The organism is Streptomyces sp. 3MP-14 (genome assembly GCF_006334905.2).
Lineage (GTDB): Bacteria > Actinomycetota > Actinomycetes > Streptomycetales > Streptomycetaceae > Streptomyces > Streptomyces triticirhizae.
The window spans coordinates 62,369-76,972 of the sequence record NZ_VDLZ02000023.1; the positions used below are offsets into that span (position 1 = coordinate 62,369).

The window sequence follows — 14,604 nt, forward strand, 5'->3', positions numbered from 1 at the left end:
GCGGCGTCGCCCGGGGTCTGCCGGAGGCCTCGGGTCTGCGGAACCTAGCCCGCCGCGCCGGGCGGAAAACGCGCCGCCGGCGGAACGTGGGCCACGTCACACCCGGGGGCCCCGGGCCGCTTCGCCTCAGGCCGCCTCACGCCGCCTCGGGCCGCCTCACGCCGCCTGGCGGGCGGCGTACTCCGGGATGGTGGACATCGGGGGGCGCTCGTCGGCCAGGATCGGGTGGGTCTCCGGCGTGAAGCCGCCGTCCTCGGTGCGCTGGAACTGGGTCAGGCCCAGCCGCGTCGGCAGCACGTTGCCCGGCAGCCGGCACTGCGCGGTCCGCATGATCGCGGCGGACATCCGGCCCAGCGCCTGCCCGTCCTGGTGGCGGTGCTTGCGCTCGCCGACGTCCACCTGGCCGACCGCGTCCAGGCCCGCCAGGTTGAGCGTGTCGATCAGCAGGCCCAGCTCGACGCCGTAGCCGACGGGGAACGGCAGCCGTTCCAGCAGCGACCTGCGGGCCGCGTACTCGCCGCCCAGCGGCTGGACCACGCCGGCCAGCTGCGGCCAGTGCAGGTTGAGCAGCGGCCGGGCGACCAGCTCCGTGACCCGTCCGCCCTGGCGCGCGCCCGACGGCTTGTCGCCGAGCGGCCGGTCGTACATGGCCTTGACCAGCTGCACCTCGGGCTCGGTGAGCAGCGGGCCGATGGTGCCCGAGACGAAGCGCGAGTCGAACTCCCGCAGGTCCGCGTCCACGAAGCAGACGATCTCGCCGGTGGTCGCCAGCAGCGACCGCCAGAGCACCTCGCCCTTGCCCGGCATCGTCGGCACGCGCGGCAGGATCTCGTCCCGGTGCACGACCTTCGCGCCTGCCGCGGCCGCCACCTCGGAGGTGCGGTCGGTGGACCCGGAGTCCACCACGAGCAGCTCGTCGATCAGTGGCACGTCCTCCATCAGGTCGCGCCGCAGCGCTTCCACGATGGCACCCACCGTGGCCTCCTCGTTGAGCGCGGGGAGGACCACGCTGATGCTGCCGGCCGCCCCCGCTGCCCGCTTGGCGTTCAGCAGTTGCGGCATCGAGCGGTCAGTGACGGCCCAGGACCGGCGGCTCAGCCACTTCTCTGCCTCTTCCAGCACGAATGTCGCTCCTGTTCGATTTGGCCACGTAATCACCTGTATGGCCGCGTCTGCCCCTTTCTGGGGTGCCCCAACCCGTTGCCGCCGGGTTTTCTGGCCACCCCCTCGGGTCGTCTCGCGGATCGGACGGCCCGAGCCATTGTGCGGGCTGTCCGTTACAGTCTCGAACAGCGCAGGTGTCCTCCGCATATCGGGACCGCGTTGACAACCGCATACCGCTCATCCAGAGGGGCAGAGGGAACGGCCCGTTGAAGCCCCGGCAACCCTTCCACCGGATCTCGTGACGACGCGAGGCTCTCCGGTGGGGCAGGTGCCAATTCCGTCCCGTGGCGAGAGTCGCCCGGGGAAGATGAGGAGAGGGCCTCGTAGCCATGTCTGTGCTGACCTCGGGTGACCACCCCGACACCGCTTCCGGAGCGACCGCCGCGAACGGAACGAACGGAGCGCAGGTCGATCTCGGCCCCGCCACCGCGCTCTCCTGTCGCGAGTGTGGCGAACGCTTCCCGCTCGGCCCGATCTTCGCGTGTACGTCCTGTTTCGGCCCGCTGGAGATCGCCTATGACTTTCCCACCGAAGGCCCGGAGGCCCTGCGCGCGCGCATAGCCGCCGGGCCGAACAACATCTGGCGCTATGCGCCGCTGCTGCCCGTGCCGGCCGACGTGGCCGAGCACCCGAACCTCAACCCGGGCTGCACCCCGCTGGTGCGCGCCGACCGCCTCGCGGCCGAGCTGGGCATCACCGGCGAGCTGCACATCAAGGACGACTCGGGCAACCCGACGCACTCGTTCAAGGACCGGGTGGTCGCGAACGCCGTGGAGGCGGCGCGCGCCTTCGGGTTCACCACCCTCTCCTGCTCGTCCACCGGCAACCTGGCCGGCGCCGTCGGCGCCGCCGCCGCCCGTGCCGGCCTGCGGTCCTGCGTGTTCATCCCGCACGACCTGGAGCAGGGCAAGGTCGTGATGGCGGCCGTCTACGGCGGCGAACTGGTCGCCATCGAGGGCACCTACGACGACGTCAACCGCTTCTGTAGCGAGCTGATCGGCGATCCGATCGGGGAGGGCTGGGGCTTTGTCAACGTGAACCTCCGGCCGTACTACGCCGAGGGTTCCAAGACGCTGGCCTACGAGATCTGCGAGCAGTTGGGTTGGAAACTGCCCGACCAGCTGGTGATTCCGATCGCCTCAGGTTCGCAACTGACCAAGATCGACAAGGGTTTGAAGGAGCTGATCCAGCTCGGCCTCGTCGAGGACCGCCCGTACAAGATCTTCGGCGCTCAGGCCGAGGGCTGCTCGCCGGTCTCCCGCGCCTTCAAGGACGGCCACGACGTGGTCCGCCCGGTCAAGCCGGACACCATCGCCAAGTCCCTCGCCATCGGCAACCCGGCCGACGGGCCCTACGTCCTGGACATCGCCCGCCGCACCGGCGGCGCCGTCGAGGACGTCGACGACGAGCAGATCGTGGCCGCCATCAAGCTGCTGGCCAGGACGGAGGGCATCTTCGCCGAGACCGCCGGCGGGGTCACCGTGGGCGTCACGCGCAAGCTGCTGGCCGCCGGCGTGCTGGACCCGGCGGCGACCACCGTGGTCCTCAACACCGGCGACGGCCTCAAGACCCTGGACGCGGTGGCCGGCACCACCGGTCCCTCCGCGACCATCCGTCCGAACCTCGACTCCTTCCGAGAGGCTGGCCTGGCATGAGTGTCACCGTCCGCATCCCCACCATCCTTCGCACCTACACCGACGGGCGCTCCGAGGTGACCGCCGAGGGCGGGACGCTCCAGGAGGTGCTCGCCGACCTCGACCGCAACCACCAGGGCATCGCGGCCCGGGTCCTGGACGAGGACGGCAAGCTGCGACGGTTCGTCAACGTCTACGTGAACGACGACGACGTCCGCTTCACCGAGGGACTGGCCACCCCGACCCCCGATGGCGCCGGCGTCTCGATCATCCCGGCCGTCGCCGGCGGCGCCCGCTGAGCGGCCCTCCCGAGGCCACTTCGCCGTTCTCCCCGAACCGCCCCACCGCCCCATGACCTGCGGGGTCGTGGGGCGGTGGCCTGCGGCGGAACGCTAGAGTGGCAGCGTTCCGGTGCCGAAATCGTGCCAGTCGCATATGAATGCGGGACCCGCGCGCAAATTATGTGCCGGAAATTGTTGCACCAATTGTCGGGTTGGCCAGAAACACCCGCTGCGAAATGCTCAACTTCCAGCGCGTTCGCGGGATTTGCCCGTTCTGGCGTGGCGAGAATTCCCTGCCGAATGACCTGTTGCACTGGGCGTCCGTCCAGATACATTCAGCGGCGGTCGAACGTTCCGGCGCACACCCCCACACCGCCCGGGGGTGGAGTCTGAGAGGTCTGACCCGGGTCCGCGGAGTGTGGGCTCGCGAAAGGGCCGGCAATATGGGGAGTTAGGAATGGCTCAGGGCACCGTCAAGTGGTTCAACGCGGAGAAGGGCTACGGCTTCATCGCGGTAGACGGTGGTGCGGACGTGTTCGTCCACTACAGCGCGATCCAGATGGACGGGTACCGCACCCTGGAAGAGGGGCAGCGGGTCGAGTTCGAGATCTCTCAGGGACAGAAGGGGCCCCAGGCCGACATGGTCCGGGTGACCGCCTGAACCGCCGACCGTTACCGCCGCCTTCACCGCCGGGCCCGCACCCACCGAGGGTGCGGGCCCGACGCGTGCCCTGGGCCTGGCCGGCCCCAGCGGCTCGCGCTTGCTCCCCCACCCTTCGGGCGGGAGGTGCCCCCAGTCGTGCAGCGGATGGCCCAGGGGGCCATCCGCTTGCACTCTCCCCTCCAGAGTGCTAATCATGGGCGTTAGCACTCTACGGGTGAGAGTGACAGCAAGGACCGGTTCGGTGAGGTTCTTCGGGTGGGTGGGGCAAGGAACCACCGCCGGGAGGGCCGTCCGTCGCGGGCGCCAGCGCGGTCCTGGAGCAATCCACCCCTGTTCTGGGAGGACCCCTTCACATGGCCAAGATCATCGCGTTCGACGAGGAGGCGCGGCGCGGCCTTGAGCGCGGGATGAACCAGCTCGCCGACGCCGTCAAGGTCACGCTCGGCCCCAAGGGCCGCAACGTCGTGCTGGAGAAGAAGTGGGGCGCCCCGACGATCACCAACGATGGTGTTTCCATCGCCAAGGAGATCGAGCTGGAGGACTCCTACGAGAAGATCGGCGCCGAGCTGGTCAAGGAAGTCGCCAAGAAGACGGACGACGTCGCGGGTGACGGCACCACCACGGCGACCGTGCTGGCCCAGGCGCTGGTCCGCGAGGGCCTGCGCAACGTGGCCGCCGGCGCCAACCCGATGGCGCTGAAGCGCGGCATCGAGGCGGCCGTCGAGAAGGTCTCCGAGGCCCTGCTGAGCCAGGCCAAGGAGGTCGAGACCAAGGAGCAGATCGCCTCCACCGCGTCCATCTCCGCCGGCGACACCCAGATCGGCGAGCTGATCGCCGAGGCCATGGACAAGGTCGGCAAGGAAGGCGTCATCACGGTCGAGGAGTCCCAGACCTTCGGCCTGGAGCTCGAGCTGACCGAGGGTATGCGCTTCGACAAGGGCTACATCTCGGCCTACTTCGCCACCGACATGGAGCGGATGGAGGCGGAGCTGGAGGACCCCTACATCCTGATCGTCAACTCCAAGGTCAGCAACGTGAAGGACCTCCTTCCGCTGCTGGAGAAGGTCATGCAGTCGGGCAAGCCGCTGCTGATCATCGCGGAGGACGTCGAGGGCGAGGCGCTGTCCACCCTGGTCGTCAACAAGATCCGGGGCACCTTCAAGTCGGTCGCCGTCAAGGCCCCCGGCTTCGGTGACCGCCGCAAGGCCATGCTCGGCGACATCGCCATCCTCACCGGTGGCCAGGTCATCTCCGAGGAGGTCGGCCTCAAGCTGGAGAACGCCACCCTCGACCTGCTGGGCCGCGCCCGCAAGGTGGTCATCACCAAGGACGAGACCACCATCGTCGACGGTGCCGGCGACAGCGACCAGGTGCAGGGTCGGGTCAACCAGATCCGCGCCGAGATCGAGAACTCCGACTCGGACTACGACCGCGAGAAGCTCCAGGAGCGCCTCGCGAAGCTGGCCGGCGGCGTGGCCGTCATCAAGGCCGGTGCCGCCACCGAGGTGGAGCTGAAGGAGCGCAAGCACCGCATCGAGGACGCGGTGCGCAACGCCAAGGCCGCCGTCGAGGAGGGCATCGTCGCCGGTGGTGGCGTGGCCCTGCTCCAGGCCGCCTCGGCGCTGGAGAAGCTGGAGCTGGAGGGCGACGAGGCCACCGGTGCCGCCGCCGTCCGCCTGGCCCTGGAGGCCCCGCTCAAGCAGATCGCGGTCAACGCCGGCCTTGAGGGCGGCGTCGTGGTGGAGAAGGTCCGCAACCTGACCCCGGGTTGGGGCCTGAACGCCGCCACCGGCGAGTACGTGGACCTGCTGGAGGCCGGCATCCCGGACCCGACCAAGGTGACCCGTTCCGCGCTCCAGAACGCCGCCTCCATCGCGGCGCTCTTCCTGACCACCGAGGCCGTCATCGCCGACAAGCCGGAGAAGGCCGCCGCTGGCGCCGACGCGGCTGCCGGTGGCATGGGCGGCGGCATGGACTTCTGAGTCCAGCCGACTCGCGTCAGTCACCACGAGGGCGGTGCTCCCCGCGAGGGGGGTGCCGCCCTCGCGGCATGTCGGGCGGCGGGGACGCCCGGGCGCCTCAGCCGGCGGGGGCGTCCAGCGCGCGGCGGAGGGCGGCCCGCAGATGGCCGTGGGACTCCTCGATCAGCCGGGCGGCCGTTGGCGCGTCCACCTCGCCGAGGATGACCAGGATGGCGTGCTTGACCTCGCCGCCCGTGGCGTTGAGCGCGTCCTCCACGACGTCCTCGGGCGCGTCCGTGGCCAGCGTCACGATGCGGCGCGAGCGGGCGCGCAGCTTCTCGTTGGAGGCCCGGACGTCGACCATCAGGTTTCCGTAGGTCTTGCCCAGCCGGATCATGCTGATGGTGGAGATCATGTTGAGCACGAGCTTCTGCGCGGTGCCGGCCTTGAGCCGGGTGGAGCCGGCGATCAGCTCGGGGCCCACGACCACCTCGATCCCGTGGTCGGCGGCCGCGGCGAGCGGGGAGTGGGCGTTGCAGGACAGGCCGATGGTCAACGCGCCCAGCTCGGCGGCGTGTTCGACCGCGCCGACCGCGTAGGGCGTGCGCCCGGAGGCGGAGACGCCGACCACCACGTCGTCGGGGGTCAGCCCGATCCTGGCCAGGTCATCGGCGGCCAGTTCCTTGCTGTCCTCGGCGCCCTCGACCGCCTCCACCAGCGCCGTCGGCCCGCCGGCGATCAGGCCCATCACCTCGCCGGGGTCGGTGTTGAAGGTGGGCGGGCACTCGCTGGCGTCCAGCACGCCGAGCCGGCCGGCGGTGCCGGCGCCCAGATAGACCAGCCGCCCCCCGCGCGCCATCCGGTCGGCCGCCGCGTCGATGGCGGCGGCGATCGCGGGCAGCTGTTCGGCCACGGCGGCGGGCACCAGCGCGTCCCCCGCGTTCATGGTGCGGGCGATCTCCAGCGTGGAACGCCGGTCGATCTCGGCCAGTTCGGGGCGGTGCGCCTCGGTGGTGAGGGTGTCGAACTCCGTGGACATCCGTGGGCGGCTCTCCGTGCGAGGGGGCGTGGGGGCTTGCGGGTTTCTCCGGTGCGGGCGTTGCTCTGGTCCGGGCGTTGCTGCGTGGGGGCGTGTGCGCCGGCGGGCCGGCGCGTGGGCGCGTGGGGTCAGCGTTCGCGCGGGGAGTGCCGGTGGGCGAGGGCCTCGTAGCTGGCGTGCAGGGCGGGCGCCGCCGACTCGTAGGTGCGCTGCGCGACGCCGATGAACAGGCAGTCGATGACCAGCAGTTGACTGGTCCTGCTGGACATCGCGGCCGGCCGCAGCTCGCTCTCCCTGGCGGTGGACGTGGTCAGCACGTGGTCGGCGTACTGCGTGACCTCGCCGTCCGGCCGGCCGGTGATCGCCACCGTGGTGGCCCCGTGGTCGAACGCCGCCTGAAGTGGCTCGATCACGTCCACGGTGCGGCCCGAGTGGGTGATGGCCACCGCCACGTCCCCGCCGCGCAGCTGGACCGCGTTGGTGACGGCCAGGTGCGGGTCGGTGTGGGCGTGGGCGATCAGCCCGATCCGCAGCAGCTTCTGCGCCAGGTCCTGGGCGACCAGGGACGAGGCGCCGATGCCGTAGACGTCGATCCGCCGGGCGTCGGCCAACGCGGCGACGGACGCCTCCAGTTGGCCCAGGTCCAGCGCGCCGGCCGTGTCGCTGAGGGTCTGCCGCTCGTCCTGGGTGAGCTTGGCGACGACCTCGCTCAGCGGGTCGTCGACCGATATGTCGGCGGTGACGGCCGGCGCCGCGCCCGACGCCTGCTGCGCGGCCAGCCCGGCGAGCGCGAGCCGCAGGTCGCGGTAGCCGGGGTAGCCCAGCAGCCGGGCGGTGCGCACCACGGTGGCCTCGCTGGTGCCGGTGCGCTCGGCGAGCGCGGTGACGGTGAGCGCGGCGCAGCCGGCGGGGTCGCCGGCCACCGTCTCGGCGACGCGCTGCATGGAACGCGTCATGGAGGGCGCCATCGTGCGGACCTTCGCGGCCAGCGCGCCGGGCTCGGGAGGAGCGGGTCTGGGCGCAACGGCGACGGCGCGGGCTCTGCCGGGCCGTCGGGCGAAATTTTCCTTCATCGCTAGCCTCACAGGTGAAACGTATTTTCGACGCAGGGTGACGTCAAGCCCCCCTCGTGCCCGGCGGGCCCCGACCGTTCGGGACACCCGTTCGGGAAACCCGTCGATCGTTCCGGAGACCCGGCGACCGTTCGGGAAACCCGGCGATCTCTGGTCCAATGGTCAGCATGGAACAGCCAGCCACGGAAGAGGCCATCCACCGGGGCCGCGCGGCCGTGTTGGCCGACCTGACGGCTGACGGGGCGGCCGGCCCCGAGGAGGTCTCGCTGCTGGAGCAGGCAGTCTCGCACCGTCGTTGGTGGTCCGAACAGTGGCCAGCCGGCGCGGTGTTCGTCCCCGGGCTGCTCGCCCAGGACATCCAGGACGCGCTGCTGGAGACCAGGGGCCGCTGGCCGCTGTGCCCGGTCTGCGCCGGGGTCGAGGACCGCGAGCCGCACGCGTTGGACGTGGAGCCGGAGCTGGGCGAGGACCCGCAGTGGGTCTGCCCGGTCACCGGCGTGGCGGTGGCCCCGGTCGGCCGCCTGGCCGAGGCCCGCCGGTGACCGCTCGGGGGGTCGGTCGGTGACGATCTTTGTCGATCCGCCGAACTGGCCGGGACACGGTCGGATGTGGTCGCACCTGGTCAGCGACGAATCCTTCGCGGAACTGCACGCGTTCGCCGCCCGGCTGGGCAGCCCGCGCCGCGCGTTCGACCGGGACCACTACGACCTGCCGGCGGAACGGTACGCCGAGGCGGTGGCCCTCGGCGCGGTCGAGGTCGACAGCCGGCAGCTGGTCCGCCTCCTCCACGAGGCGGGGCTGCGCCGCCGGAAGGGCGCGCGGGGCGCGGCCTGAGGAGGACCGGCGGGGCCTGAGGGGCGCGTGGGCCCGGGGGTGGGGGCGAGCGAGGGGCGCGGAACCTCCGGAATGCGCGGGCGTGAGGTGCGCGTTGGAAGGGAGCGTGTCCTCAACGAGCGCCGGGTCCGAAGCCCGCTTCCGCCTGCCCACCGCCGTGCTGGTCATCGGCGGCGCCGTCTTCGCCCTCGGCACCAGCGAGTTCATGCTCTCCGGGCTGCTGCCCGAGGTCGCCGACGACCTCGACGTCTCCATACCGACGGCCGGCCTGCTGATATCCGCCTTCGCCATCGGCATGGTGGTCGGCGCGCCGGTCCTCGCCGCCGCGACCCAACGGCTGCCGCGCCGCAGCACCCTCGTCGTGCTGCTCGCCGTCTTCGGCGTCAGCCACCTGGTGGGCGCGCTGGCGCCCGGCTACGGCCTTCTCTTCGCCTCCCGCGTGGTCAGCGCGCTGGCCTGCGCCGGGTTCTGGGCGGTGGGCGCCGCCGTCGCCGTCTCGCTGGTGCCGGCGGGCGCGCGGGCCCGCGCGCTGGCCGTGCTGCTCGGCGGGCTGAGCATCGCCAACATCGCCGGCGTCCCCGGCGGTGCCCTGCTCGGCCAACACCTCGGCTGGCGCGCCGCGTTCTGGGCGGTGGCCCTGATGACGGCGCTGGGCCTGGTCGGCGTGCTGCTCTTCGTGCCCCGCGTCGAGCCGCCCAGCGGTGACCAACGCGTGCCGCTGCGCGCGGAGTTGGTGATCTACCGGGACCGCGCGGTGTGGCTGGCCGTCGCCACGACGGCGCTCTTCGCCGCCGGCACGTTCTGCTTCTTCTCCTACCTGGCGCCGCTGCTCACCGACGTCACGGGCCTCGGCGAGGGCTGGGTGCCGGTGGTGCTCGTGCTCTACGGCTGCGGGGCGCTGATCGGAACGGTCGTCGGTGGCCGGCTCGCCGACGCGCACCTCTTCGGCACGCTGTACGTCGGCCTCGCCACCGCCACGGCGGTGCTGGCACTGATCGCGCTGCTGGCCCACCAGCCGGTGGCGGCGGTGACCCTCGCCGGGGTCCTCGGCCTGGCGGCCTTCCTCTGCGGGCCGGGGCTGAACGCCCGCATCTTCAACGTTGCCACCGCAGCGCCCACGCTGGCCGGCGCGACCACGACGGCGGCGTTCAACACCGGGAACACCGTCGGCCCCTGGGCCGGCGGCCTGGTGATCGACGCCGGCCTCGGCTACGTCTGGACCGCCTGGCTCGGCGCGCTGCTGCTGCTCGCGGCGCTCGGCGGGGCGTGGCTCCAGTCCCGCGAGGGCCTTGCCGGCCGGAACGGGACCCGCCGGGCGGCCCCGGCGGCGGGCGGCTTGCCGCGACGGGGCTTGCCGCCCGGGGAGGAGGACGGCTCGACGGCCGCCCGGGCGGGGCGGGGAACCGGGGCGTCGGAGCAGGGCTGAGCGAACGGTGGCCTGCGGCCGGCTGGCCGGGGCGGGCGCGGTTGGGGGAACGGGCGACGGCTGCCGGGTCGGGGGTCCGGGTGGTGTGGGTGGTGTGGGTGGCGTGGGTGGGACGGCCGGTGAGTCCGGTGCCTTGCGCTGCGCACGGGCACAGCGTGGAACGCGCGCCCCGGCCGGGGACGGGCCGGGACGGGTGGGGGCCCGGCCCTGGCGAGCCGCACGGCGCTGCGCGCGGCGCGCCGTGACGGCCTGGACGGGAACGCCCCCGCTGGTGCGAGACCTGGGGCCAGGCGCCCCACCCGTCCCGGCGCCCGGCGCCGGGAGGTCCGCTCCTCGCTGGGGGCGCGTTCCGCGTCAACGGGGTGTGCCGCGTCGGGTGGCCTGCCGGGGTTGGGGGCGTCCGCCCCCGCCGGTCCTGGCCTGCTCCGGCCGAGGGCGTTCCGTCCTCGCCGTTGCGGCGTGCAGCGCTGCGCGGCCTTCCGCGCGCGGTCACAGCACCGCATCCCCGCTTGGCGGCTGCCTCCTATTCGTGGCGGCGTGCGATGTTGGGCGGCCGCGCACCGGTGGGAGATACCCGCCCTGCTGTCGCGGTGTGCCGCGTCGAGAGCCCGCTCGGGTCGGGGCTGTCCGCCTCTGCCGGTGCGGTATCGCATCCCCGTCCGGCGCGGCTGCCCCGACCATCCCGGCGCGCAGCGCCGGGGGTCCGCCGGGTCCCGGCGTCCGGCCCCGGCCGGGGCGCCCGCTCCGGCGCGCGGCGCCGGGCGGCCCGCGCCCCCCGCTCGCGCCGTCGCGGCGCGCGGCGCCGCGCGGTGCCTTCGGCGGCCTCACCCCGTGGGGAGGTCGCGCAGCGTCCGGAGTGGGGAGGCGGCGATGGGGACCCAGACCAGGGACAGGGCGAGGGCGCCCGCCCAGAGGGGCGCGCGGGGGCCGGCGAGTTCGCCGAGCAGGCCGGTCAGGGCCGAGCCGACGGCCAGCGCGCCCGTGAGCACCGTGCGGAACGACGCGTTCATCCGACCCAACAGCCGGTCGGGCGTGACCCGTTGCCGGAAGCTGACCAGCAGCACGTTGTCCACCCCGGTCTTGAACGTCACCACCGCCCACGCCCCCGCCGCCAGCCACAGCAGCGTGCCCTCCCGCACCAGCGGCAGCACCAGCCCGAACGGCGCGATCGCCAGCCCGAGCAACCACAGCGTGCGCCCGGCGCCCAGCCGCTCCGCCAGCCGCCGGGCGAACGTGGCCCCCAGCAGCACCCCGACGCCACCGCCCGCCAGGAACAGCCCCACCATCCCGGCCGACAGCCCCAACTCCTGGACCAGCACCACCGGCAGCACCACCGTCACCATCCTGATCCCCAGGTTGGCCAGACCGCCCTGCACCAGAACCGGCCGCAGCACCGGGTGCCCCGCCACGAACCGCGCGCCCTCCGCCACCTCCGCCCACACCCGTCCGCGCCCGGCCCGTTCCGGCGCCGGCTCCTCGACCCGGACGCCGGCCAGCAGGCAGGCAGACGCCAGGTAGCCCACCGCGTTGGCCGCCACCGCGAACGGCGCGGTCACCAGCGCGACCAGCCCGCCGGCCGCCGCCGGGCCGGCCACCGCGACGCCGGCGTCGAAGCCGTGCAGCGCGGAGTTGGCGGCCAGCAGTCGTTCCCGGCCGACCACCAGCGGCAGCAGGCTCAGCGCTGCCACGTCGAAGAAGACCGTTCCGACGCCCGTCAACAGGGCCACGACACAGAGCTGTTCGAGGGTCAGCCACCCCGCCCACCAGGCGAGCGGCACCCAGCCCAGCAGCAGCGCCCGCGCGAGGTCGGCCGCGATCATCACCGGCCGCTTGCGCAGCCGGTCGACCCACACCCCGCCGAACGGCCCGACCAGCAGGAACGCGGCCGTGGTCAACGTCGCCAACAGCCCGACCTCGCCCACCGAGGCGTCCAGCGCGACGATCGCGACCAGCGGCAGCGCCAGGTTCCCGACGGCCATCCCGCCGCGACTGACGGCCGAGGCGGCGAAGAGGAAGCGGAAGCTCCGTGAACGGAACGGGGACGGGGTCGGGGACGGGGAGCGCGACGGCGAACAGGGCGAGGAGGGGGGCGGGGCGGGCGTCTGGTTCATGGCGAAGAGCCTGCGGCGCGGCCGGCGCGGGCGGCATTGATTTAGCTGGGGCTGAATCCGACAATGGCCCCCGTGCTCACCGTGCGCCTCACCGCCCAGGACCTGACGCGGGTCCGGCTGACCTACTCGCCGCTGTTCGACGCCGTGATCAGCGTGCGGCTGGTCAAGGAGCCCGCCGCGCACGCGCTCTACCGGCCGTGGCGGGAACAGGTCGCGCCCCGGCTCGCCGCCGCGCGCGCCGCCTGGGCGCCGCTCGCCGAGCTGGTGCCGACGCCGGTGGTGGTGCTGCCCGGGTTCCTGTCCGAGCCGCGCCCCAGCCCCGTTCCCGACCTCGCCGTCGAACTGGCGGCGCTGCGCGCGCTGGCGCCCGAGCTGGTGCGCCGGGGCACGGCCGCGCTTCCGCGCCCCTGGCCGCCCGGGCTGCTGGCGCTGCGCGAGGACCCGGCCTCGGGGCTCGCGCGGCTGGCGGACGCGATCGAGGCGTACTGGGAGCTGGCCATCGCGCCGTACTGGCCGCGCGTGCGGGCGCTGCTCGACGACGACCTCCGGCACCGCGCCAGGGCGCTGGCCGAGGGCGGGATGGAGCGGCTCTTCAACGGCCTCGATCCGGCGGTGCGTTGGGCCGACGAACGGCTGACCGTCGCCCATCCGCGCACCGCCGGCACCCGGCGGCTGGGCGGCCGTGGGCTGCTGCTGACGCCCACGGCGTTCGGCGGCGATCGGGTCTTCTCGAAGGTGACGCCGCCCTGGCAGCCCACGCTCCGCTATCCGGCGCGCGGCGTCGCCACGCTGTGGGAACGCGGCCGGCCCCGGCCGCCGGCCCCGCTGGCCGGGGTCATCGGCAGGTCGCGGGCGCTGCTGCTGGTCGAGTTGACGACGCCGGCCAGCACCGGCGAGTTGGCGGAACGGACGGGCCTCACGGCGGGCGGCGTCTCCCAACACCTGACCGCCCTGCGCACGGCCGGCCTGGTGACCTCGCACCGCGTCGCCCGCCGGGTGCTGTACGCGCGGACCGTGGCGGGCGAAACGCTGCTCCGCGCCCCGGGCTGAAGCGGGGCGCGGGGCGCGGGGCGCTGCCCGCGCGGGGTTGCGGGGAGTTCGCGCCGTGCGCTGCCCGCGCGGGGCTTCGTGGAGTTCGCACCGTGCGCGGCGCGGCGCTCGCGTCGTGGGCGCGTTTTCTCCGACGGGGGTGGGCGTCGGTGCGCGCGACGCCGGCACCGCCCGGCGGGGCCGGGCCTCTCCGGTCGGTCCTCTGTATCGACCGGGCCTGGCCTCGGGCCAGCGGCCCTGCTCATGCCCGTTCCGGTGCGCGGCGCGGGCCGGTCTCCCGCCCGGGGCCCGTTCCCTGACGGGACTTCGGAGCCGTGCGCCCTGCCCGGGGCGTCGTGCCGCGCTGGCGAGCGGTCGCGCTCGGTGCGTTTGGCCCGGCCGCCCGGGCGGAGTCTCGTGCTCGCCGTGCTCGCCGTGCTGTGCGGGTGTGCGTTGTCCGTTTCGGCCGAACCTGGCCCTGGCTCATGCCGGGCTTGGCGGCCCCTCGGTGCTGGCCGGTTTCCGGCCAGGGGTCCGTTCCGCGACGGGTCTTCCGAGCCGCGCGTCTCGCCAGCACCTCACCCCGCGCCGATGCCCGACCCAACCGACCCAACCGGCCCGCCGCCAGGCGACGCGCCCCCCATCGCCAACCGGCCCGCCGCCAACCGACCCAACCGGTCCGCCGCCGGGCGGCCCGGTCCCGCACCTCCCCGCCGCTCCGGCGCGCCAGCGCCGGGCGGCTCCGCGCCGGGCGGCCCCGCCGCGCCGTCAGGACAGCAGGGCCAGCTCCGCCGAGACGTTGAAGCGGGCCGTCGGCTCCCAGTGCTCGCTGCCGTAGACCGTATGGAACAGCCGTGGCCTGGCGAGGAGTTGGCGGAGTACCTCGCCGCGCCCCGCGGCGAATTCGGAGTCCGCCAGGTGGCCGTACTCGACGCGGACCGCCGCCGCGTACGCCGCGTACTCCTCGGGCGAGCCGGCCAGCACGGCCAGGTCCGCGTCGCACAGCGTCGCGCCGTTGGTGTCGCCCGGGGCCGGGCGGTGGCCCGCCGTCAGGCGGACCAGCCGGGCCACCTCGGCGTGCCGCGCCGAGTGCGGCAGCGCCGCCTCGGCCAGCTCGGCGCTGCGCTCCTCGTTGTCCGCGCCGCGCGGGTCGTACACCGCGTCGTGGAACCAGCCGGCCAGCTCCACGGCCACCGGGTCGGCGGCCGAGCCCGCCAACTCGTCCAGCCGGGCCAGCAGAAACCGCAGGTGGTCCTCGTTGTGGTACTTGCGGTGCGGCTCGCGCCAGCGGGCCAGCAGCCGGGCGCCGACCTCCCGGCCGCCGCCGTCGGGGAGGGCCGCGTACCGCTCGGTCAGCTCGGTGAAGTCCAGGGTGGCCATGGCGCCAT

13 protein-coding genes and 1 riboswitch are annotated in these 14,604 nt (G+C 73.8%); of the genes, 8 read left to right on the top strand and 5 right to left on the bottom strand.

From position 1 onward, the window contains the following. Nucleotides 1-156: 156 nt before the first annotated feature. Nucleotides 157-1,122 carry a glucosyl-3-phosphoglycerate synthase gene (locus FH609_RS29075; protein ID WP_139675144.1) on the bottom strand — a complete coding sequence of 322 codons (966 nt, stop codon included), beginning with the start codon at nucleotides 1,120-1,122 and terminating at the stop codon, nucleotides 157-159. Nucleotides 1,123-1,338: 216 nt separating this feature from the next. Then, nucleotides 1,339-1,478, top strand: a riboswitch (SAM riboswitch). A 15-nt stretch (nucleotides 1,479-1,493) separates the two neighbouring features. On the opposite strand from FH609_RS29075, the gene thrC reads away from it, so the two are divergent. From thrC to groL, 4 genes are all read left to right on the top strand, one after another. Further along, the gene (gene thrC / locus FH609_RS29080) at nucleotides 1,494-2,819 is read left to right on the top strand and encodes a threonine synthase (protein WP_139675147.1); all 1,326 of its coding nucleotides are present in this window, start codon (nucleotides 1,494-1,496) and stop codon (nucleotides 2,817-2,819) included. After that, nucleotides 2,816-3,097: a MoaD/ThiS family protein gene (locus FH609_RS29085; RefSeq protein WP_139675149.1), complete on the top strand. Its 282-nt coding sequence runs from the start codon at nucleotides 2,816-2,818 to the stop codon at nucleotides 3,095-3,097. Before thrC ends, FH609_RS29085 begins: the two co-directional genes overlap by 4 nt. A gap of 439 nt (nucleotides 3,098-3,536) precedes the next feature. Then, nucleotides 3,537-3,740: a cold-shock protein gene (locus tag FH609_RS29090; protein ID WP_004986573.1), complete on the top strand. Its 204-nt coding sequence runs from the start codon at nucleotides 3,537-3,539 to the stop codon at nucleotides 3,738-3,740. Between the two features lie 356 nt (nucleotides 3,741-4,096). Beyond that, nucleotides 4,097-5,725 (top strand): chaperonin GroEL, encoded by a 1,629-nt coding sequence (gene groL / locus FH609_RS29095; protein ID WP_122183507.1) that lies wholly within the window; start codon nucleotides 4,097-4,099, stop codon nucleotides 5,723-5,725. Between the two features lie 97 nt (nucleotides 5,726-5,822). On the opposite strand, the gene murQ is transcribed toward groL, so the two are convergent. Beyond that, nucleotides 5,823-6,743 (bottom strand): N-acetylmuramic acid 6-phosphate etherase, encoded by a 921-nt coding sequence (gene murQ / locus FH609_RS29100; RefSeq protein WP_139675152.1) that lies wholly within the window; start codon nucleotides 6,741-6,743, stop codon nucleotides 5,823-5,825. A 128-nt stretch (nucleotides 6,744-6,871) separates the two neighbouring features. Beyond that, nucleotides 6,872-7,816 carry a MurR/RpiR family transcriptional regulator gene (locus FH609_RS29105; RefSeq protein ID WP_226962031.1) on the bottom strand — a complete coding sequence of 315 codons (945 nt, stop codon included), beginning with the start codon at nucleotides 7,814-7,816 and terminating at the stop codon, nucleotides 6,872-6,874. A 167-nt stretch (nucleotides 7,817-7,983) separates the two neighbouring features. On the opposite strand from FH609_RS29105, the gene FH609_RS29110 reads away from it, so the two are divergent. From FH609_RS29110 to FH609_RS29120, 3 genes are all read left to right on the top strand, one after another. After that, nucleotides 7,984-8,358, top strand: a complete 375-nt coding sequence (locus FH609_RS29110) for a hypothetical protein (protein WP_139675155.1) — start codon at nucleotides 7,984-7,986, stop codon at nucleotides 8,356-8,358. A 19-nt stretch (nucleotides 8,359-8,377) separates the two neighbouring features. Continuing rightward, the gene (locus FH609_RS29115) at nucleotides 8,378-8,650 is read left to right on the top strand and encodes a DUF4031 domain-containing protein (RefSeq protein WP_139675158.1); all 273 of its coding nucleotides are present in this window, start codon (nucleotides 8,378-8,380) and stop codon (nucleotides 8,648-8,650) included. A 145-nt stretch (nucleotides 8,651-8,795) separates the two neighbouring features. Continuing rightward, nucleotides 8,796-10,076, top strand: coding sequence for a Cmx/CmrA family chloramphenicol efflux MFS transporter (locus tag FH609_RS29120; RefSeq protein ID WP_139675202.1), 1,281 nt, complete (start codon nucleotides 8,796-8,798; stop codon nucleotides 10,074-10,076). Between the two features lie 824 nt (nucleotides 10,077-10,900). On the opposite strand, the gene FH609_RS29125 is transcribed toward FH609_RS29120, so the two are convergent. Beyond that, the gene (locus tag FH609_RS29125; RefSeq protein WP_139675161.1) at nucleotides 10,901-12,187 is read right to left on the bottom strand and encodes an MFS transporter; all 1,287 of its coding nucleotides are present in this window, start codon (nucleotides 12,185-12,187) and stop codon (nucleotides 10,901-10,903) included. A gap of 63 nt (nucleotides 12,188-12,250) precedes the next feature. Between FH609_RS29125 and FH609_RS29130 the strand changes: the two genes are divergently transcribed. Beyond that, a complete protein-coding gene (locus FH609_RS29130) occupies nucleotides 12,251-13,237 on the top strand; it encodes an ArsR/SmtB family transcription factor (RefSeq protein WP_139675164.1) in 987 nt (328 codons plus the stop codon). 747 nt (nucleotides 13,238-13,984) lie between these two features. On the opposite strand, the gene FH609_RS29135 is transcribed toward FH609_RS29130, so the two are convergent. Continuing rightward, on the bottom strand, nucleotides 13,985-14,596 hold the full coding sequence (locus tag FH609_RS29135) for a metal-dependent phosphohydrolase (protein WP_139675167.1): 612 nt from the start codon (nucleotides 14,594-14,596) through the stop codon (nucleotides 13,985-13,987). Nucleotides 14,597-14,604 lie beyond the last annotated feature (8 nt).

Bases quoted from the DNA above. Each gene is read 5' to 3' on its own strand.
- thrC (WP_139675147.1), top strand. From the start codon at position 1,494: ATGTCTGTGCTGACCTCGGGTGACCACCCCGACACCGCTTCCGGAGCG.
- FH609_RS29085 (WP_139675149.1), top strand. From the start codon at position 2,816: ATGAGTGTCACCGTCCGCATCCCCACCATCCTTCGCACCTACACCGAC.
- FH609_RS29090 (WP_004986573.1), top strand. From the start codon at position 3,537: ATGGCTCAGGGCACCGTCAAGTGGTTCAACGCGGAGAAGGGCTACGGC.
- groL (WP_122183507.1), top strand. From the start codon at position 4,097: ATGGCCAAGATCATCGCGTTCGACGAGGAGGCGCGGCGCGGCCTTGAG.
- murQ (WP_139675152.1), bottom strand. From the start codon at position 6,743: ATGTCCACGGAGTTCGACACCCTCACCACCGAGGCGCACCGCCCCGAA.
- FH609_RS29105 (WP_226962031.1), bottom strand. From the start codon at position 7,816: ATGAAGGAAAATTTCGCCCGACGGCCCGGCAGAGCCCGCGCCGTCGCC.
- FH609_RS29110 (WP_139675155.1), top strand. From the start codon at position 7,984: ATGGAACAGCCAGCCACGGAAGAGGCCATCCACCGGGGCCGCGCGGCC.
- FH609_RS29125 (WP_139675161.1), bottom strand. From the start codon at position 12,187: ATGAACCAGACGCCCGCCCCGCCCCCCTCCTCGCCCTGTTCGCCGTCG.
- FH609_RS29130 (WP_139675164.1), top strand. From the start codon at position 12,251: ATGGCCCCCGTGCTCACCGTGCGCCTCACCGCCCAGGACCTGACGCGG.
- FH609_RS29135 (WP_139675167.1), bottom strand. From the start codon at position 14,596: ATGGCCACCCTGGACTTCACCGAGCTGACCGAGCGGTACGCGGCCCTC.